This is a genomic window from Bradyrhizobium guangxiense (assembly GCF_004114915.1).
In the GTDB taxonomy this organism is placed as follows: domain Bacteria; phylum Pseudomonadota; class Alphaproteobacteria; order Rhizobiales; family Xanthobacteraceae; genus Bradyrhizobium; species Bradyrhizobium guangxiense.
Map to the genome: position 1 here is coordinate 4,150,891 of NZ_CP022219.1, position 20,014 is coordinate 4,170,904.

General features: G+C 65.5%; 17 protein-coding genes. 9 read left to right on the forward strand and 8 right to left on the reverse strand.

From position 1 onward, the window contains the following. The first annotated feature begins 147 nt into the window (after positions 1-147). From thrS to X268_RS19915, 3 genes are all read left to right on the forward strand, one after another. Positions 148-2,190 (forward strand): threonine--tRNA ligase, encoded by a 2,043-nt coding sequence (gene thrS / locus X268_RS19905; protein WP_164937824.1) that lies wholly within the window; start codon positions 148-150, stop codon positions 2,188-2,190. 93 nt (positions 2,191-2,283) lie between these two features. Then, positions 2,284-2,847 carry a nitroreductase family protein gene (locus X268_RS19910; protein ID WP_164937825.1) on the forward strand — a complete coding sequence of 188 codons (564 nt, stop codon included), beginning with the start codon at positions 2,284-2,286 and terminating at the stop codon, positions 2,845-2,847. A 63-nt stretch (positions 2,848-2,910) separates the two neighbouring features. Continuing rightward, entirely contained in the window at positions 2,911-4,179 is a 1,269-nt protein-coding gene (locus X268_RS19915; RefSeq protein ID WP_128926489.1) for a serine hydrolase domain-containing protein, read from the forward strand. Here the strand turns inward: X268_RS19915 and X268_RS19920 are convergent. Together X268_RS19920 and X268_RS19930 are read right to left on the reverse strand one after the other, a co-directional pair. Next, positions 4,165-6,627: a putative bifunctional diguanylate cyclase/phosphodiesterase gene (locus tag X268_RS19920; RefSeq protein WP_128926490.1), complete on the reverse strand. Its 2,463-nt coding sequence runs from the start codon at positions 6,625-6,627 to the stop codon at positions 4,165-4,167. The two genes, X268_RS19915 and X268_RS19920, sit on opposite strands and share 15 nt — an antisense overlap. Before the next feature lie 952 nt (positions 6,628-7,579). Beyond that, positions 7,580-8,431, reverse strand: a complete 852-nt coding sequence (locus tag X268_RS19930) for a LysR family transcriptional regulator (RefSeq protein WP_128926491.1) — start codon at positions 8,429-8,431, stop codon at positions 7,580-7,582. Between the two features lie 105 nt (positions 8,432-8,536). Here X268_RS19930 and X268_RS19935 point away from each other — a divergent pair, with 105 nt between their 5' ends. Further along, entirely contained in the window at positions 8,537-9,529 is a 993-nt protein-coding gene (locus tag X268_RS19935; RefSeq protein WP_430648232.1) for a zinc-dependent alcohol dehydrogenase family protein, read from the forward strand. Between the two features lie 28 nt (positions 9,530-9,557). Here the strand turns inward: X268_RS19935 and X268_RS39550 are convergent, their stop codons facing one another. Together X268_RS39550 and X268_RS19945 are read right to left on the reverse strand one after the other, a co-directional pair. Continuing rightward, positions 9,558-9,800 (reverse strand): hypothetical protein, encoded by a 243-nt coding sequence (locus X268_RS39550; RefSeq protein WP_245477567.1) that lies wholly within the window; start codon positions 9,798-9,800, stop codon positions 9,558-9,560. A gap of 438 nt (positions 9,801-10,238) precedes the next feature. Next, on the reverse strand, positions 10,239-11,312 hold the full coding sequence (locus X268_RS19945) for a hypothetical protein (protein ID WP_128926492.1): 1,074 nt from the start codon (positions 11,310-11,312) through the stop codon (positions 10,239-10,241). 248 nt (positions 11,313-11,560) lie between these two features. On the opposite strand from X268_RS19945, the gene X268_RS19950 reads away from it, so the two are divergent. Beyond that, positions 11,561-12,595, forward strand: a complete 1,035-nt coding sequence (locus X268_RS19950; protein WP_128926493.1) for a patatin-like phospholipase family protein — start codon at positions 11,561-11,563, stop codon at positions 12,593-12,595. Here X268_RS19950 and X268_RS19955 read toward each other — a convergent pair whose 3' ends face one another. Beyond that, positions 12,596-13,024 carry a CBS domain-containing protein gene (locus tag X268_RS19955; protein ID WP_128926494.1) on the reverse strand — a complete coding sequence of 143 codons (429 nt, stop codon included), beginning with the start codon at positions 13,022-13,024 and terminating at the stop codon, positions 12,596-12,598. Between the two features lie 190 nt (positions 13,025-13,214). Further along, a complete protein-coding gene (locus tag X268_RS19960) occupies positions 13,215-13,991 on the reverse strand; it encodes a rhomboid family intramembrane serine protease (RefSeq protein WP_208764467.1) in 777 nt (258 codons plus the stop codon). Between the two features lie 617 nt (positions 13,992-14,608). Here X268_RS19960 and X268_RS19965 point away from each other — a divergent pair. Together X268_RS19965 and X268_RS19970 are read left to right on the forward strand one after the other, a co-directional pair. Next, positions 14,609-15,163, forward strand: a complete 555-nt coding sequence (locus X268_RS19965) for a PAS domain-containing protein (protein WP_128926496.1) — start codon at positions 14,609-14,611, stop codon at positions 15,161-15,163. Between the two features lie 128 nt (positions 15,164-15,291). Further along, positions 15,292-16,425: a DJ-1/PfpI family protein gene (locus tag X268_RS19970; RefSeq protein WP_128926497.1), complete on the forward strand. Its 1,134-nt coding sequence runs from the start codon at positions 15,292-15,294 to the stop codon at positions 16,423-16,425. A 64-nt stretch (positions 16,426-16,489) separates the two neighbouring features. Here the strand turns inward: X268_RS19970 and X268_RS19975 are convergent, their stop codons facing one another. Beyond that, positions 16,490-16,876 carry a COG4315 family predicted lipoprotein gene (locus tag X268_RS19975; RefSeq protein WP_208764383.1) on the reverse strand — a complete coding sequence of 129 codons (387 nt, stop codon included), beginning with the start codon at positions 16,874-16,876 and terminating at the stop codon, positions 16,490-16,492. A 146-nt stretch (positions 16,877-17,022) separates the two neighbouring features. Between X268_RS19975 and X268_RS19980 the strand changes: the two genes are divergently transcribed. Together X268_RS19980 and X268_RS19985 are read left to right on the forward strand one after the other, a co-directional pair. After that, entirely contained in the window at positions 17,023-17,529 is a 507-nt protein-coding gene (locus tag X268_RS19980) for a GNAT family N-acetyltransferase (RefSeq protein ID WP_128926499.1), read from the forward strand. Positions 17,530-17,654: 125 nt separating this feature from the next. Then, on the forward strand, positions 17,655-17,966 hold the full coding sequence (locus X268_RS19985; RefSeq protein WP_128926500.1) for a hypothetical protein: 312 nt from the start codon (positions 17,655-17,657) through the stop codon (positions 17,964-17,966). Between the two features lie 78 nt (positions 17,967-18,044). On the opposite strand, the gene X268_RS19990 is transcribed toward X268_RS19985, so the two are convergent. Further along, positions 18,045-19,982 (reverse strand): DEAD/DEAH box helicase, encoded by a 1,938-nt coding sequence (locus X268_RS19990; protein WP_128926501.1) that lies wholly within the window; start codon positions 19,980-19,982, stop codon positions 18,045-18,047. Positions 19,983-20,014: the final 32 nt, after the last annotated feature.

A 20,014-nucleotide genomic window follows, 5' to 3' on the forward strand; every position in this document is an offset into this window, starting at 1 on the left:
CGCAAGGCCAAATAGTTGAAGCTCTGCCCCGGCTTTTGCGCGCCACTTTCTTGGAATTGCCGGATTGCGCAGGCCGAATCGCCTGATATATCGCTCGTTCCCGCTTACCTGCGCTCGTTCGCAGGAGTGAGCCTCAGGAGAAAAGCAATGACCGACCAGCCCAAATCCGAGTCCGGCTTCCAATATTCCCTCAGCAATCTGAAGCCCGTGACCCCCGCCCCCAAAGTCACCCTCACCTTCCCCGACGGCGCCCAACGCCAGTTCGACAAGGGCATCACCGGCCTCGATATCGCCAAGGGCATCTCGCCCTCGCTGGCCAAGCGCACGGTTGCGATGGCGCTCGACGGCGCGCTCGCCGATCTCAACGATCCGATCGAGGCCGACGCCAAGATCGAGCTGGTCAATCGCGACGACCCGCGCGCGCTGGAGCTGATCCGCCACGACTGCGCCCACGTGCTCGCCGAGGCTGTGCAGACGCTGTGGCCGGGCACGCAGGTCACCATCGGCCCCGTGATCGAGAACGGCTTCTATTACGACTTCTTCCGCAACGAGCCGTTCACGCCGGAAGACTTTGCCGCGATCGAGAAGAAGATGCGCGAGATCATCGCGCGCGACAAACCCTTCACCAAGGAAGTCTGGGATCGCGAGAAAACCAAGCAGGTGTTCCGCGACAAGGGCGAGGCCTTCAAGGTCGAGCTGGTCGACGCCATTCCCGGCACGGAGCCGATCAAGATCTACTACCAGGGCGACTGGTTCGACCTCTGCCGCGGCCCGCACATGACCTCGACCGGCAAGGTCGGAGGCGCCTTCAAGCTGATGAAGGTGGCCGGCGCCTATTGGCGCGGCGACAGCAACAACCCGATGCTGACCCGCATCTACGGCACGGCCTTCGCCAAGCAGGAGGATCTCGACGCCTATCTCAAGCAGATCGAGGAAGCCGAGAAGCGCGACCATCGCAAGCTCGGGCGCGAGCTCGACCTCTTCCATTTCCAGGAGGAAGGCCCGGGCGTCGTGTTCTGGCACCCGAAGGGCTGGACCATCTTCCAGCAACTGATCGCCTATATGCGCCGACGCCTGACCGGCGACTACAGCGAGGTCAACGCGCCGCAGATCCTCGACAAAGTGCTGTGGGAGACCTCGGGCCATTGGGGCTGGTACCGCGAGAACATGTTCGCGGCGCAGTCGGCCGGCGACGAGGCCGAGGACAAGCGCTGGTTTGCGCTAAAGCCGATGAACTGCCCCGGCCACGTGCAGATCTTCAAGCACGGCCTGAAGAGCTACCGCGACCTGCCCTTGCGCCTCGCCGAGTTCGGCGTGGTGCATCGCTACGAGCCGTCGGGTGCCATGCACGGGTTGATGCGCGTGCGCGGCTTCACCCAGGACGATGCGCACATCTTCTGCACCGAGGACCAGCTCGCCGAAGAGTGCCTGAAGATCAACGATCTGATCCTGTCGACCTATGCGGACTTCGGCTTCACCGGCGATCTCACCGTGAAGCTGTCGACCCGGCCGGACAAACGCGTCGGCACGGACGAAATGTGGGATCACGCCGAGCGCGTGATGGCGACGGTGCTGCGCGAGATCCAGTCGCAGAGCAATCACATCAAGACCGAGATCAACCCGGGCGAAGGCGCCTTCTACGGGCCGAAGTTCGAATACGTGCTGCGCGACGCCATCGGCCGCGACTGGCAGTGCGGCACCACGCAGGTCGACTTCAACCTGCCGGAGCGGTTCGGCGCGTTCTACATCGACCATGACGGCGGCAAGAAACCGCCTGTCATGGTGCACCGTGCGATTTGCGGCTCGATGGAGCGCTATATCGGCATCCTGATCGAGCACTATGCCGGTAACTTCCCGCTCTGGCTTTCGCCGGTGCAGGCGGTGATCACCACCATCACCTCGGAAGGCGACGAATACGCCAAGGTGGTGCTGGAACAGGCGCGGCGCGCCGGGCTCCGGGTCGAGATCGACTTGCGCAACGAAAAGATCAACTACAAGGTCCGCGAGCACTCGCTGGCCAAGATCCCGGCGCTGCTCGTGGTCGGCAAGAAGGAGGCCGAGACGCATTCGGTCTCGGTGCGCCGGCTCGGCAGCGACGGCCAGAAGGTGATGACGACCGAGGAGGCGATCGCCGCGCTGGTCGATGAGGCGACGCCGCCCGACGTCAAGCGGGCGCGGGGCGCGCTCTGATCCCTGAAATCGATCTAAATTCGCTTCCGGTTGCGGGCGTGCATGCTTATCTCGGCATGGCACGCCCGCCGACCATTTGAAGAGGATACCGCAGTGCCCGATGCCATCGAACTTCTGAAGACCCGCCGCTCGGTCAAGCCGCGCGAGATGACCGGGCCCGGCCCTTCGGCGGCCGAGCTCGAGACGATCCTCACCATCGGGGCGCGCGTGCCCGATCACGGCAAGCTGGCGCCGTGGCGCTTCATCATCTTCGAGGGCGATGCCCGCGCACGCGCCGGCGAGGTGATCGCCAAGGTGTTTGCGCGGAAGAATCCCGGCGCGCCGGCGGCCGACGTCGAGACCGAGCGCAAGCGCCTGATGGACGCGCCGCTGGTGATCGGCATCGTCAGCTTCACCAGGCCGCATCCGAAGGTGCCGGCGTTCGAGCAGGAATTGTCGGCGGGCGCCAGCGCCATGAACATCGTCACGGCCGCGACCGCGCTCGGCTACGGTGCCTGCTGGCTGACCGGCTGGTTCTCGTTCGACCGCGACGTCCTCGACGGCCTCGGCCTCAAGCCGGATGAGAAGCTCGCCGGCTTCATTCACGTGGGCAAGCCGACCAAGCCGAGCGAAGACCGTCCGCGACCGTTCCTTTCGGAAATCGTGACGCGTTTTTAATCGACGTTGTGTTGACGCCTCCGACGTCTTGCGGCTTTGATCCCGGCGAGGGAGGAAGCCCGGATGAGACGCCGTGAATTTCTGGTCGGGGCCGCAATGCTCGCCGGCACGATGGCGCGAAGCCGAGCCGCGGACATCCCCGCCCCCTCGCCCGACGGGCTCGACCGCATCACGGCGTTCTTCGATAACGAGGTGGCAAGCGGCCGCCTGCCGGGCGCCGTCATCCTGGTGCAGCAGCGCGGAAAGCCGGTCTATATGAAGTGCTTCGGCGTGCGCGACACCAGGACCGGCCTCGCCATGACGCCCGACACGATCTTCCCCATCCACTCGATGACCAAGCCGATCACGTGCCTTGGCGCGATGATGCTGATCGACGAGGGCAAGCTCGCCCTCACCGACCCCGTGTCGAAATACGTCCCGCTGTTTGCCGAAACCAAGGTCGGCCGCGAGGTGACCCTGCCCGGCGGCACGGTCGAGCTGGACCTCGACCCACCGAACCGCCCCGTCAACATCGAGGATCTGCTGCGGCATACTTCGGGCATCAGCTACGATTATATCGGCAGCGAATGGGTCGAGCACGCCTACAGGGCCGCCAACATCTTCGCAGGCCCCTTCAACAACAGGGAATTCGCCGACCGCATCGCCGAGCTGCCGCTGGCGCGGCAGCCGGGAACGCTGTGGCGCTACGGCCATTCCACCGACGTGCTCGGCAGCGTCATCGAGATCATCTCGGGCCAGACGCTGTACCAGTTCCTCAAAGCTCGGATCTTCGATCCGCTCGGCATGAGCAGCACCAAATTCGTGTTGGCGACCGAGGAGGAGCTGGCGCGGATGGCGCGGCCGCTGCAGAACGATTTCATCCTGCTCGCTGGAGAGCGCGAACGTCTGGACCATCCGGAATGGCAATCCGGCGGCGGCGGCCTGCTCTCGACCATAACCGACTATCAGCGCTTCTCGCAGATGCTGCTCAATGGCGGCTCGTTTGCGGGCCGGCGCTATCTGAGCCCCGCCGCGTTCAAGGCGATGACGACGGATCATATCGGGCCCGGCTCCGGCGTCGGACGCGACTATTTCTATTTCCCGGGCGATGGCTTCGGCTATGGCTACGGCCTTGCGGTACGGACCGATCCCGGCAACGCGAAACCGCCGCCGCCGGGCTCGCTCGGCGAACTGAAATGGGACAGTGGCAGCGGCACCTATTTCGGCGTCGATCCCAAGCTCGACATGGTCTACCTCATGATGCAGCAGACCCAGACCGAACGCGGCCGCATCACGCCAGCGTTCAAGGCGCTGGTCTACGATTGCTACCCGGAGGGGCTACGCCGCCCGTGAGGCGCGCTGGCCGAAATCGGCGAGCAGCTTTGCGATCTCTGCCGCAGGCCGCGCCGCGCTGAACAGGAAGCCCTGCACCTCGTTGCAACCCTCCGCGCGGAGCCAGTCGAGCTGGTCCTCGGTCTCGACGCCCTCCGCAGTCGTGGTGATGTTGAGGCTGCGGCCAAGTCCGGAGATCGCGCGCACGATCGCGCCGCAGTCGGGCCGCTGCGCCAGATCCTTCACGAACGAACGGTCGATCTTGATCTTGTCGAAGGGAAAGCTTCTGAGATAGCTCAGGCTGGAATAGCCGGTGCCGAAATCGTCCATGGAAATGCCGACACCGAGCTCGCGCAGCTGGTGCAGGGTGGCGAGATTGGCATCGGTCTCGGCCAGGAAGATCGACTCGGTGATTTCGAGCTCGAGCCGGCGCGGCGACAGGCCGGACTGCGCCAGGGCCGAGATCACGACCTGAACCAGGTTGCGGCTGCGGAATTGCGCCGGCGACAGGTTGACCGCCACCTTGACATCGGCAGGCCATTTGACGGCCTCGGCGCAGGCTTCCCGCAGCACCCACTCCCCCAACTGGGTGATGAGGCCAATGTCCTCGGCGACGGGAATGAACTCCGCCGGCGAGATCATGCCTTTGTCCGGATGACGCCAGCGCAGCAGCGACTCGAAACCGGAGATGCGGTCGGAAGCGATCGACACCAGCGGCTGATAGTGCAGCTCGAATTCGCCATTAGCGAACGCACGCCGCAGATCGAGCTCCATGTCGCGGCGCTTCTGCGCCTGGAGGTCCATGTCGCGCTCGAAGAAATGGTGCACGCCGCCGCCGTCGGACTTCGCCCGGTAAAGCGCCATGTCGGCATTTCGCATCAGCTCTTCCGGCGTCGTGCCGTCGCCGGGCGACAGCGCAATGCCGATGCTGGCGCCGATCACCATCTCCTGACCGTCGAGATCATAGGGCACCTTCAGCGTGTCGATCAGCAGGCCAGCACAGGCGCTAGCCTCGTTCGGCGAGACGTCGGCCGCGAGGATCACCGCGAATTCGTCGCCGCCGAGCCGGGCTGCCAGATTGGCGCCGCGAACCGCCGTCGTCAGGCGTTCGGCGACTTCCTTGAGCAGGCGGTCGCCCACGGGATGACCGAAGGAATCGTTGACGTTCTTGAACAGGTCGAGATCGATGTAGAGCACGCCGACGCGCTTGTCTCCGGCTTGGTCCAGGGCCTGCTTCAGGCGCTCCTGGAAATATTCGCGGTTCGGCAGGTCGGTAAGTCCGTCATGGTGAGCCATGTGCGCAATGCGCGCCTCGGCCTTGCGCCGCTCGGTGATGTCGACCACCGCGACCAGATAGCCGTCGCGAGCGTCGAAGGCGACGCGGCGGCCGAAGGTGAGCACCTCGATCTCGCTGCCGTCGGCGCGCAAGTGCCGCCAGTTGCGCGAGGAGTGATAGGCATCGCCGACCCGTTCGAGCGCCTCGGCGTGGCTTTCCCACTCGTCCTCGGGCCAGATTTCGTGCAGCTTCATGCGCAGGAAGGTCGCGCGGCTGTAGCCGTAATGCTGTACCGCGGCGTCGTTGACGCCGAGGAATTGCTTGGTCTGCGCGTCGAACACCCACATCGGCATCGGGTTGTTGTCGAACAGAAGACGGAACGAGGCGTCGCGCCGCTTCAGCGCGGTGACATCGGAGATTGTCAGCGAGACCACGTCGGCGAAGGCGGTGGCGCTGAGGCGGAGGTGCCGGCCCTCGCTTTCGATCTCGAGCTGTTCGCCGCGGCCGCCCGCGACGGCCTTGAGCAGAAAGTCCATGATCTCGGGCAAGGCCAGCAGCGTGGTCCCCTCGCCAATTCGCCGCCACAACAGGCTTCCGCTCGCGACCTTCAGCAGCTCGCCCGCGCTGTTATTGTGATGCACGATCTGGAGATCGAACGGCTTGCCGCCGGCATCGCGCAGCGTCGCCAACGAGATCACCGCGTCATCGGTCGAGGCGAAGATGGCGTCCAGGAGATTGTACTGCGCGCCGCGCTCGTTGATATAAGCCCCGACCAGCGTGGCGCCCCAGCGTGAGGCCGTCGGCAGCGCCAGCACGTCGTAGGTCCGTACCATGCCGTCGCGCACGCAATGTGCGCTGGCCCGATGCGGCCGCCCGTTGGCAAGCGCGCTGGTCGCCGCCTCCGACAGCGCGGTGGCGCAATCCGGCGACAGTTCGGCGACAGGAATGTCCCAGCGCTCCTCGCCGAGCCATTTCTGCACGTAGCGGCCGCTGCGCGACAGCTCGAGCACACCGTCGTTCTTCAGCAGCGCGATGTGATCGGCAAGCCGTCCGAGACTGCCGAGCATGACGTCCTCGTAGCGCGGCAGCCGTTCGCCCGGCTTCAACGCGGCTCGCCATTTGCGCTGAAGCACCGGGATGTCGTCGAACATTTCGGCGGCCGGTTTTCCCGACACTTTCTTCGCAGCATTCATGGCAGTCCCCAACGCACTTTCCCGCGCATCCAATGCAGGCGCACTTAACGACGTGTAAAAGACACGCAGATGCGGGTTCCGTTCGGCGATTATGACAGTTTTAAGTCAGGTGTTGGTTAGTGCGTGTTAGAGACTATGACGGTGGTGCGAAGGCGATGCTCCCGTCTCTCTCCACATCGGTCCAGTGCAGATCCAGCCGTGGTGCCGTAGGGTGGGCAGAGGCGCGTAGCGCCGTGCCAACGAACTCCTTCCATGAGCCACAGGGCGTGGGCACGCTACGCTTTGCTACCCTACGAGATCGAGATTGTGGCACGCAGCTCAAAACCCTAGACATGGCTTCGCATCCTCGCGGCATCTTCCGCCCGAGCTTTGCTTCATCTCTTCACCCTCGTAATTGAAAGAGGGCGCAGGGAAGACCGGGAGCCCGCTGGCACCCGAGGTCCACTGTGCGGAATCCTGCGTAACAAGAAGCTGCACAGCGGCATACAGGTGTAGCCAGGACATCCCGGCCTTCCCTGCGCAGTGGGTTGACGGCTTATGTCGTGCTCTCCCCGGGGAGCGTTGCACTATTGCCCCCGTCGCCTTCTCGGATGACTGATGCGCGTGCCCGGTCGGGCCGCCACATCACCGCGAGACTTGACGCCAGCCTGCGGGCGCCAGGACCACACGATTTTGCCGTACGCCGATCACACCGGTCGTATGCGCGACACTCTCGCTCACGGCTCTCCGCCCTGCGAAGCTCTTCGCGCCGATGTCACCTGCGTCCACCGCCGCCCGACCCGCGTTCGTGACGATCGCGATACGCCCCTCTTCCTTGGGCCGGGTTGCCGCGACACATACGCCCTTTCCGAATTTCGGTAAAGTGGAATATTTTTGGCGCGCCGATTGACCGAGGGCTTGGGTGTTTTGCCCGTCAGGCAACGCAAGGGGTCGTGTCGTCGGCCGGATGGAGCTAGCCAGCCAGCCGTTCGATCACGAGATCGAGCATCGCACGCAGGCGGGCAAGGCGCTTCATATCGCGATGATAGCCGACATAGGTGTCGCGGCCGGGCGGCGTCGCGCCGATGTCAAGCGCGACCAGACGGCGGTCGCGGTCGCCGAGCGGACGCGGCAACACGGCGATGCCGCCGCCACCCGCGCAAAGCTCGGCCTGCACCTGCCTGTTGTTGCTGCGCGAGGCGACATCCGCATGCGGCAGCATGCGCTTCAGCCAGACCGCGTCCGGCATGTCGGCGAACTCGGCATTCATGGTCACAACGCGAACACCGCTGCCGTCGCCGGCGCGCGGCGGCTTGCTGCCCTTCCTGCCATAGAGCGCGTAGGGAATGTGCAGCAGCTTTCTGGAGATCACCTCGGGCTCGCTGAACGGCTTGATGCGGAAGACGAGATCGGCTTCACGCCGCGGCAAGCTGTAGAGCCGCGCATCGGTTAGAAGCTCGACCGCCACCTTGGGGTAACGCTTGCCGAACGCGGCGATCACCGGCGACAGCATCACCGTCCCGAACCAGTCAGACGAGGACAGGCGCAACAACCCATCGAGCTGCGTCTCCGCACCCGACACGTGGCGCTGCAGAGCGAGTGTCTCGTCCTCGATCCGCTCGGCGTGGCGCAGCACGGCCGTGCCCTCGTCGGTCAGCACGAAGCCGTCCGCCGTGCGCTGGAACAGCGTCTGCCCCAACGATGTTTCGAGCGCGCGAAGCCGCCGCCCCATCGTCGGCTGGGTCTGGCCGAGCTTGCACGCGGCGGCGCCGAGCGTGCCTTCACGGGCGATCGCCAGGAAGATGCGCAGATCGCTCCAGTCCATCAGAAATCCACCCATACATAAATGTATGACGACCGTACATGCTTGTTTCTTTCCATGCAAAATTTCATGGCCATATTCGGAGCCGACAACGGAGCAAGATGGTCAATGACACCACAACCGACGATGCGCGCTGGCGTCCTGGAGACCCACAACGCGCCCTTGCGTCTCTCGACCATCTCCAGACCCGAGATCGGCCCGCGCGAGGTGCTGGTGCGGGTGCAGGCGAGCGGCGTCAACCCGCTCGACACCAAGATTCACGCCGGCACGGCTGCGCATGCGCGCCATCCGCCGCCGGCGATTCCCGGGATCGATCTCGCCGGAATCGTCGAACGCAGCGGGCGCGAGGTAACGCAGTTCAAGCCAGGCGGCGAAGTCTACGGCATGACCGGAGGCGTCGGCGGCGTCCAGGGATCGCTGGCCGAGTTCGCCGCGGTCGATGCCGATCTCCTTGCATTGAAGCCCACCAATCTCAGCATGCGGGAAGCTGCCGCGCTGCCCCTGATCGTCATCACGGCCTGGGAGGGCCTGATCGACCGCGCGGGCCTGAAGGCGGGCCAGAAGGTGTTGATCCATGGCGGCGCCGGCGGCGTCGGTCATGTCGCGATCCAGATCGCACGCGCCTTCGGGGCGGCTGTGTTCGCCACGGGCTCGGCGGCGCAGCGCGTCACCATCGAAGATTTCGGCGCGGTGTTCATCGACCGCGACAGCCCGGTGGAAGCCTATGTCGCGCAGCATACCGGTGGCCGCGGCTTTGACGTCGTCTACGACACCGTCGGCGGCAAGGTGCTCGACGCCTCCTTTGAAGCGGTGCGCCGCTTCGGCCATGTGGTGAGTGCACTGGGCTGGGGGACGCACGCGCTTGCCCCGCTATCGTTCCGCGCCGCCACCTATTCCGGCGTCTTCACGCTGCTGCCGCTGCTGTCGGGCGAAGGCCGCGCGCACCATGGCGAGATCATGACGGAGGCCACGCGCCTCGTCGAAGCCGGCAAGCTCGTGCCGCTGCTCGATCCCAGGCGCTTCACGATGGAGAACGTCGGCGAGGCCTATGCGCTGATCAGGGATCACGCCGCCAAGGGCAAGCTGGTCGTCGATGTGTGAGGTGAAGCGAACGAAGGCTGGCGCGCGATCAGTCCTCGCTGGACGCGGCGGAGCGGTTGCGCAGATAGGCCTGCGACAACAGGAAGAACAACGCGCGCTCGCCATGGTATTTGGCGGACGGCCGGGTGCGCTCGAAGCCGTCAGCAAATATCTTGCCGGACTGGTCGCACACCTGCCATCGCCAGCCGAACCGTTTGCGCCTGGTGAGGATCACTTCGAACATGTCGCCGAGCTTGGTCCCCTGCTCCCTGCCGGTCTCGCAGACGCACAAGCCTGCTCCGGCCTCCTCCGTTAGACGGATGCCCGACATATATCGCAGCGCGACGGAAAGCGAATAAAATTGATTATCGGAAATACGTATCTTCCACCGGCTGTGATGAACAAGCGACGCGCCCGGAATAAGCCGACGAGGCCGGTGTTTATTCCGCTTCTGAGAAGCAGCCCGGAAGCAAGTATTCACAACAGAATACTGGTATTGATGCCAAAGAGCTTCCGCGTATCCGTGCCCTGGACGGCGACGGTAATAGGAGATGGATCAATCGTGCGCGGAATAAGAAATGTCGTGCGAGCGGCGCCCGTCCAGCTTCTCGCAGAGGCGGCATCCAGGCCCTAAAGCATGATCTGGAAGAATGCGAAGCGGTTTTCCGGAATGATCACGCGCAAACAACAACCTTAAGCGCGATGACGATTATCTAAATCTCATCGCGCTTTAGCGCGCGACGACCTCGACTTCGCCATCGACGCCATTCACGACGTTGAAGCCGCGCTCGTAGACCTTGCCCTCGTTCTTGGCGATGGCGCGGTATTCACCCTCCGAGAGCACCACGCGCGGAAAGGCGCCGATCGATTCCTTGATGACGTCGCCGCCCGGGGTCAGCACCGACCAGGCGGTGTTGGCGAGCGCCTCGCCGCCCTTGTCGCTGACCAGCTTGAGCGTGATCACGGCGGCGCGGTGGGTGATGGTGACGTCGGTGAGCTTGCCGGCCTGGACACGGATGTCCGAGCGCACCACCGAGTTGGCGTCGCCGTAGTTGGAGACGATGTAATAGGTGCCTTCCGGTATCAGCACGACGTCGCCGGCGGCGACGTTCGGCACCAGCGAGGCGCGCTCGCCGGATTCGAACTGGCTGCCCTTGTAGATCGCGAACGAGATCTGGTTCTGCGGAATGCGGCTGGTACCGACCCGGCCTTCGATGCGCAGGCCGCCGGCCGGCAGCACGAAGGATTCGCGGTCGGTCTCGGCCTTCAGGCTGACGGTCCGCACCGCGCTGACCAGGCCGAAGGCGACGTGCACGACGTAATTGCCGGGTGGCAGGACGATATTGGGCGAGGCATTGCGGTCCTCGCGGATCAGCTTGAAGGTGCCGTTCTCGTCGGGACGGTCGGCAAACACACGCCAGACCAGCCCGCTGGTGATCGTCGGTGTGTCCTTGCCGTATTTCGCGGTCAGCGACAGCACGCCCTGTCCGGGCGCCGCCGCATTGAGCGGCGCGGCCGGCGGCACGGTCGTGACCGCGGGCGGCGGCATGCTGGGCGTGGCCGGCTGCATCAGGGTTGGCGGCAGGCTCGGAGGGCCGGCGCCTGGCCCGGAGGGCGGCGCCAGGCTGACGGCGCCGCCGGGGTCGGGCACCGAAGCCGGCGGCACCGGCGGCGGACGATCGGAGAAAAGCTGCGCCTGCGCAGTGTTTTGGCCTGAGGTAACCAGGCCCGCGACGAACATCAGCGCCGGCAGCAGCCTGCCGCTGCGCCGCCATCCGATGATGCCGTCACCCCCGCGTGTCATGCCCCTGCTTTTCACTGAAAACGCGGCAAATTCAAGCCTCTGAAACCCCAGGAAATACGGCCTCGGTCCCCCTCTGTGGAACCGGGTTGACGGCTGCGTGATTAGTCCGGAGGCAACCGCCCCTCGCCATACTCTTGCCCCGTGCCCTTTCCAAAGCGGCATAAACCATGCTTCGCGCCTGATATGGCGGAAGGCAAGTGCGGTGCCTAGTCTGACGATGAGGGCTGGCCCGGCGTAGGAGAGTTTCGGTGCTGGACAGATTGAAAGGCCGGAGCGCGAACGGCTCGAATGGCGAGAAGGTGGGTCTCGGCAGCATCCGCCGGCCGGTGATCGGCCTTGCCCTTGGCGGCGGCGCGGCGCGCGGCTTTGCCCATATCGGAATCCTGAGGACCCTGATTGCTAACGGCATCGTGCCCGATGTGGTGGTCGGCACCTCCATTGGCGCCGTGGTCGGCGGCCTCCATGCGGCCGGCCGGCTCGATACGTTCGAAGATTGGGGGCGCAGCCTGCAGGGCATGCGCAACATCCTCGGCTATCTCGACATCCGCCTCAATGGCTCCGGCCTGCTCGGCGGCGAAAAGCTGGCGACCCGGCTCGAGGAGGCGATCGGGCAGATCCTGATCGAGGACCTGCCCATCAAGTTCGCGAGCGTCGCGACCGAGGTCCGCACCGGCCACGAGATCTGGCTGACACGCGGTCGCGTGGTCGATGCGATGCGGGCGTCCTACGCCCTGCCCGGGATCTTCGCGCCCGTGCTGATCGGCGACCGCTGGCTGGTCGACGGCGCGCTGGTGAACCCGGTGCCGGTCTCCGCCGCCCGCGCGCTCGGCGCCGAAATCGTCATCGCCGCAAATCTTTCCAGCGACATCTTCACCCATTCCACGACGATCTATTCGCACGGCGCAAAGCCCGAGCCGGCCTCGCCGGCGGCCGAGGAGCCCCGCACCAAACGGCGGTTCTCGCGCCTGTTCTCGCCCGAGAAGACCGTGAAGCGCGAGTTTTTCGGCGGCAACGGCCGGCCCGGCATCTCCTCGGTGATGGTGGATGCCTTCAACATCATGCAGGACCGCATTACCCGTGCCCGCCTCGCGGGCGATCCGCCTGATCTGTTGATCACGCCACGGGTCGGCCAATTCGGCTGGTTCGACTTTCACCGCTCCGAAGACCTGATCGCACATGGCACGCGCGCCGCCGAGCGCGCGCTGGACTCGATCCAGGAGGCGATCCATGTGCTGGCCCCGGCGCCCGAAGGCACCGCGCCGAAAGCGGGCGAAGAGGCCTGATCAGGCCGTCTTGATGTAGTCGCGCAGGGCTTCCTGCTCGGACTCGTATTCCTGAACGCGACGCTTGACGATGTCGCCGATCGAAATGAGGCCGACCACCTTGCCGTTGTCGACCACGGGCAGATGGCGGAACTTGCCCGATGTCATCATCTCCATGAGCTCGGCGACGGTGTCGGTCTCCTTGCAAGTGACGACCTTGCGGGTCATGACCTGAGCCACCGGCTCTTCCAGCACGCCGGCGCCGCGCTCGCCGAGCACGCGGACGATGTCGCGCTCCGACAGGATGCCTTCGAGCCGGCTCTGGTTCATCACCAGCACCGCACCGATCTTCTTCTCACCGAGCAGCTTGACCGCGGCAGCCAGCTTGGCGTCCGGCTCGACGCTCATGATCTGGTGCCCCTTGGTGTTGAGAATGGAACGTACCGTCATTGTCGCCTCCCTGAATCCGAGCCGTCCGCCTGTTGGCGGTCAGGACTTGTTCTTCGAGTCTTCAACTAACAGTTTTGGCGCCGGTTTCACGCTCGGGCGCTTTGCGAAGCGCGGCCTCCATGGGCCTGTTGCTTCGGAACATTCTTCCGGCAAATGATGGATGAATTCGGGCCGCGCCGCAAGCGTCGCTTCAGATACGGTCTGAAACGTCCTGTGATGACGCATCCGCAGCATCGCTTCGCACGCGCGGCACGGGATCGAACAGGGTGAACAGCAACAGGCCGGCGAAGAAGCCGCCGATATGCGCCTGCCAGGCGACGCTCGTGGTTTCGGCATCGACCCCGATCGCGCCGACGCCGAAGATGATATTGACGCCGAACCACACGGCGAGGAAGCCGACCACCCGTCCGTCGCGCAGCGCGCGCGACAGCGGCAGCGCCGGAACCCTTGCTGCGGTATCGGCGTCCGAACGGTTGAACGACAGGAAGCTGCCGCGGACGAACGCGAAGCGGATGGCGGCTGCCATCGCGCCCGACACCGAGGCCGAGGCGCCGATCATCGGCGCCACCGCATGCTCATGGGTGACGAGATGGGCGAGCGCGCCGGCCACCGCCGTCACCGCGAGGAACAGGAAGAATCTGACGGCACCAAAGCGCCGCGCCAGCGCGCTGCCGAATGGCAGCAGCCACAGCACGTTGAAGCCGAGATGGGTCAGGTTGGCGTGCAGCAGCGAATAGGTGACGAAGGTCCAGACCTTCGCCCCGGCGCCGCCTGGGATCTGCAGATTGAGCAGAGAGGAATCGTAGCGCTTCGGAATGAAGCCGAAGACGTCGATGGTCCAGTTCTCGAGCTCCGGCGGCAGCAGCACCCGCAGATGGATCACCGCCAGGAGGGCGATATAGGCCGTCAGCGCCCCGGGCAGCGTCAGGACCGGCTCCCGCGGAACCTCCTCATGGACGGCCGGCAGGCCCGGCTGAGGATGTTGCGACGAATCTTGCGGCGGGGAATCCAAGGCAGCTTCGCTTTCAGGCGCGATCGGAGCGATCTACTTGCAGATAGTCGCCTTTCCCGCCCCTGCGCAAGTGCACAAAAGGAAATCCTCGACCAGGGGGCTCGTTTTGAGCGGCGAGGCGCGGAATCACGACTGGACGATGCTTCGTCGCCCGCGAAGTGCTGCGCTGCGTCCGGGGTACGAGCGCCTGTGCCTGAAAAAAGGAAAAGGCAGGGCCCTGGGAAGCCCTGCCTGTCCGTGTCGGCCTTCCGATGCCGGAGGAATGAAGGTGTATCCCCACCCCTCCCCGGCCCGTGGCCAAACTGTTTGACGCCTCGTGTACAGACCTCGCCGAGAACCTGGAGAAAAAGCGGCGAGGCTTGCGACCGCGGTCACCATAGCAGCGCCGCGCGCGCCGCAAAGCGCATAGTTAATTTAACGTTAACAACGCAAAGACCGCCTGAACGGGGGCGAAAACGCCCGCTCGGCATGGACGCTGCAAATCCCCTCCTGCACAACAACACAAGGGATCGTGGCTGCACTGAAGCGGGACAGGTTTGTCTCATCAGGTTGCGCCCGGGTAAGCGTCAGACATGAAACATCCGTCAAGCCGCGCGTTCTTCTCGTATTGGGACAGCAAGCGCGGCGCTGCACGGGCCCCTGATCGGGCCGACATCGACCCGGCCGCGGTGCGTGGCCTGCTCGGCGACATCTTCGTGCTCTCCTGCGAGCCGAAGCTCGGCTTCCCGTTCCGCGTCGCCGGCACGCGCGTCTGCGCGCTGGCCGGGTGTGACCTCAAGGACCAGAGCTTTGCGGCCCTGTTCGATGATGCGAGCCGTAGCGAGATCGAGGAGATCGCGACCATCGTCGCCGACGAAGCGCTAGGTGCGATCGCCGGCGTCACGGCCGCGCGCGAAGACGGCAGCAAGGCCTATCTCGAGCTGTTGCTGCTGCCCTTCAACGCCCGCCCGCACACGCCGGTGAGCGTGACAGGCGTGCTCGCGCCGTTCGACGACGAATGCGGCGCGCTTTCAGCCTTCACCCTCACCTCCTGGCGCTATCTGCACCAGCCGGAGAAACTGCTGCCGCGCGCGATCCGGAAATTGCAGATCGCACGCGGGCTGATGGTGTATGAAGGGCTGAGGTAGTCCCTCTCCGTGACAATTGATCGCGCTGGTGCCCGCGACCGTTTTTGCGGGATCTGCGTCATTCCTGATCGTGCCGCGAGCGGATAGTTTCCGCCTCGCGTGAAGTAACGACGATTGGGTGACACCGCATGAGCTGGCGAATTCTGGCATGGAGCGCGCTCGGCTGCGTGGCGCTGCTGGTGGCGATCGGCGGAACCTGGCTGTCCCTGCTGCCTGGCTCGCCGGCCCGCGGAGCCGCGCCTGCGATATCCAAGGACGAGAGCGAGGCGACGCTTGCGGCGCTGAAGCCGCCGAAGCGCAAGCGTCCGCTGATCGCCATCGTCGGCATCAACGACATGAGCGAGACGACCGACTATCTGATGCCCTACGGCATCCTCGCGCGCGCCGACATCGCCGAAGTCCTCACATTGGCGACGCAGCCCGGACCCGTTGCCCTCTATCCCGCGCTGAGGGTGCAGCCGCACGCGACCATCGCCGAGTTCGATGCGGCGCATCCTGATGGCGCCGATTACGTCATCGTGCCGGCGATGAGCCGTGAAGACGATGCCGTGGCCTTGCAGTGGATCAGAAGCCAGGCCGGCAAGGGCGCGATCGTCATCGGCGTCTGCGTCGGCGCCAAGGTCGTCGCCAACACCGGGCTGCTTGACGGCCGGCAGGCCACCACGCACTGGTACTCCGTGCGCGACCTGCAAAAGCATTCCGCGATCCGCTATGTCGCGGACCGCAGGCTGGTGGTCGACCGCGGCGTCGCGACGACGACCGGCATCACTGCGTCCATGCCGATGGCGCTGACCCTGGTCGAGGCCATCGCCGGCCGGGCCAAGGCGGAGGCGGTCGCTCGCGAGATCGGTCTTGCGCAGTGGGATGCGCGCCACCGCAGCGAGGCGTTCCAGTTCACACGCCCCTTCGCGCTGACGGCGATCGCCAACACGCTCGCCTTCTGGAACCGCGAGCAGCTCGGAATCGCGCTGACGCCAGGGATCGACGAAGTGTCGCTCGCGCTGATCGCCGATGCGTGGTCGCGCACCTATCGCTCGCGTGCCCTCACCTTCGCGGCCAATGCGGAGGCGCAGACGAGTCGCGGCGGTCTTCGCATCCTGCCCGACAAGGTCGCAACCGACTGGCCGGCGAAACAGACGCCGCCGGCCGCAGTCGACCTGCCGCCGGCTCGCGCATTGGACCAGACGTTGCACGCCATCGATGCGCGTTACGGTTCACGCACGGCCGACTTCGTCGCGATGCAGCTCGAATATCCGAGATAAGGACACGGCAGCGCGCCGATCCTCGCCTGCGACAGCCGGCGCGCCGTGTCTGCGTCGAGGGGCGTTACGGCATCGCCAGATGCCAGGCACCGTTCAGGAAGCCGTCGCCGGTGACATCGCCGGGCTTCTGGTCCTTGGCAAAGGTGTAGAGCGGCTTGCCCTTGTAGGCCCATTGCTTGGAGCCATCGTCGCGCGTGATGATGGTGTAGCCGTCGCCGGCGGTGTCGCTCGCTTCGGCCTTCAGCACCGGCCAGTTCGTCGCGCACGGACCGTTGCAGGCCGATTTGCCGTCCGCATCCTTGTCGAAGGTGTAGAGCGTCATGCCCTTGGCATCGGTCAGCACGTTGCCCTTGTCGGTCTTGCCGGTCTTGGCCGGCGGCGCGGCGAAGGCTGTGGGAACGATCGCGAGCGAAAGTGCGAGCGTCAGCGCGAGGCGGATCGAGAACGTCATGATGTCTCCTGTCATGCAATTGGCTTGCATGGATAGGACGCCGGGCGAGGCGTCGTATTCCTGAAACGGCGGCCAAGAAATTTTTCGCTGCGCGCGGTGGCGTGGTGGAATAAACTGGATGATGTGAGACGGAACGACGGATCGAGATGAGCAAGCCGCATTGGCGCCCCGCGCGCGTAGCCGACTTCCGCGCGATCGCAGCGATCGCAGCGCGGATCCATCCCGATCTCCCTGAGAGCCCCGAAGTGTTCATGGAGAAGATGCAGCTCTATCCTCCCGGCTGCCGCGTGCTCGTTGCGGGCGATGCGGTCGCCGGTTACGGCCTCGCGCATCCCTGGACGCAGCACCAGATCCCGCCGCTCGACGGTTTCCTCGGGCGGCTGCCGGAGACTGCAGACTGCCTCTATGTGCACGATGTCGCCGTGCTGCCAGACCAGCGCGGCGGCGTTCTGCGCGCTTATATCGCTGAGGTCGAGGAGCTCGCGCGCGCAGCCGGCATCGCGACCCTTGCTCTGGTGTCGGTCTACACCACGCGGCCGCTGTGGAAACATCTCGGCTTTCGTCCTGTCACCGCAGATGCGGAGCTACACGCAAAGCTCGCCTCCTACGGGCCAGGCGCGACCTATATGCTGCGCGACCTCGCCGCGGCATAGCCCCCTCTCCGCCGGGCCGGCTCACGCGGGCGTGAAGTCGCCCCCTCGAACCGGGTCCGGGCGGGCCCCGTCGAAGGGGTGTGCGAGCCGTTCCGGTCTCGCCGAATCGAGGCTGGAGAAAATCCATGAAGCTCACATTGTCGAAAGTTGTCTTTGCTGCATGCGTTGCGACGAGCGCGTTCGCAACGACCGGCGCCAACGCGGCGCCACATCGAACCGATGGCTGCCAGTTCGCCTTCTTCGAAAGCTGCGGCATCGTCGCGGAGTCGTCGACCCCTGGCCGCGCACGCCGCCTGGTCGGTCGCATCGCCAACGATACCTCGCCCACCTACATGAAGCAGACCGACCCGCGCTACAGCTCGTCGATGCGCGACGCCGGCGGCGGCGGAGGTGGTGGTGGCGGCGGAGGTGGTGGCGGTGGCGGCGGCGGCCGCTGAACTCACACCTGACCCTTCGGGTGATGCCGCCGGCACGATCCGGCGGCATCATTTCCGTCCGTGCTGAACGGTGCCAGTTCAGCCGCGATGCTTTTTCTTCTTCAGCTTCTTTCCGGGCGCGCCCTTCGCGGGCCACGGTGTAACCGACGGCTCGGCGCGACCCGGCTTGTTCTTGTGCTTCTTCTGACCGAAAGACGGAGCATCGTCGAATTTCGGCGCGCGCTCGCCGTGAGGCTTGCTGCGTGGCCTGAATTCACTTTTGTCGCGCGGACGATCGTCGCGACGTTCACGGTGATCGCTGTCGCGGCCCTCGCGCCGAGGCGCGTGTGACCGCTCTTCCAAAGGCTCCTGCCGTGGTGCGTCCGCCATCGGGTCGATGCGGATGCTGTCTTCCTTGTCGGGACGCTTGATCTTTGCGGCAAAGGACTCTGCGACCCGCTCGGAAATCTCGAACTCGGTGGTGGTGTCCATGATCTTGATGGCGCCGATATCACGCTTGTCGATGCCGCCACGACGGCAGATCATCGGCAGCAGCCAGCGCGCCTCCGCATTCTTGCGTCGACCGATCGCGGCGCGGAACCAGACGCTGCCCTCCGCCATGCCGTGCTTCGACGGCTTCCCGGATTTCGATCGCGGCTTGCCGGGACGATCGTCGCCGCCTTCAAATCTGTCGCGCCCGCGCTCGTCGCGCGGCCGGCTGGGTCGCTCGCCGGGATCGATGATGTCTTCCGGCGCCGGCAGCCGTGCGCGATAAAGCCGCGCCAGCGCCGCCGCGATGTCCTCGGCCGACCGCTCGGCCAGGAGCGCCTGCGCCAATGCGAGATCGTCAGCCGTCGTTTCCTCGGTGAACAACACGTCCTTCATGCGCTCATGATCGAGTTTGCGGATTTCATCCGCCTGCGGCGCCGTGCCCCAGGCCGCCTCGATGCCTGAGAGATTGAGCAGCAGCTCCGCACGCCGCCGGCGGGCGGGCGGCACCAGCAGGACGCTTGTCCCCTTTCGACCCGCGCGCCCGGTGCGGCCCGAGCGGTGCTGCATCACCTCGGCGTCGTTGGGCAGGTCCGCATGAATGACGAGGTCGAGGCTCGGCAGATCGATGCCGCGGGCGGCGACGTCGGTCGCGACGCAAACGCGCGCGCGCCCGTCCCGCAGCGACTGCAGCGCCAGGGTGCGCTCGTTCTGCGTCAATTCGCCCGAGAGCGCGACGACCGAAAAGCCGCGCTCCAGCAGCGCCGCCTGCAAATGCCTGACCGCATCGCGCGTGCTGCAGAATACCAGCGCGCTCGGCGCCTCGTAGAAGCGCAGCACGTTGACGACGGCATGCTCGACGTCGGCGGGCGCGATGCGGATCGCGCGGGACTCGATGTCGGCATGACCCCCCTCGTCACCGGCGACCTCGATCCGGAATGCGTCGCGCTGATATTGCCGCGCCAGCGCGACGATGCCGCGTGGGAACGTCGCCGAGAACAGCAGGGTACGGCGCGTCTCCGGCGTGGTCTCGAGGATGAATTCCATGTCCTCGCGAAAGCCGAGATTGAGCATCTCGTCGGCCTCGTCGAGCACGACCGCCTTCAATTCCGAGATGTCGAGGCGGCCGCGACGCAAGTGGTCGCAGAGCCGGCCGGGCGTACCGACGACGATATGGGCGCCGGCCGCCAGTTCGCGCTGCTCGCGGCGCGGGTCCATGCCGCCGACGCAGGAGACCACGCGCCCACCCGCATGCCCGTAGAGCCAGGCGAGCTCGCGCTGAACCTGCATCGCGAGCTCGCGGGTCGGCGCCACGATCAGGGCGAGCGGTGCGGCTGCCGCCCCGAACCGCTCGGCGTCATCGAGGAGATCTTTCGCGATCGCCAGTCCATAAGCGACGGTCTTGCCGGAGCCGGTCTGGGCCGAGACCAGAAGGTCGCGGCTGGTCGCTTCGTGGGCGAGCACGGCGTGCTGGACGGGGGTCAGTGAATCATAGTTCCGCTCGGCCAAAGCGCGGGCGAGCGGCGGGGTCAGGGCCGGAAGAGACACGGGATGGGAAACCTTGGTTAATTCAGGCGCGC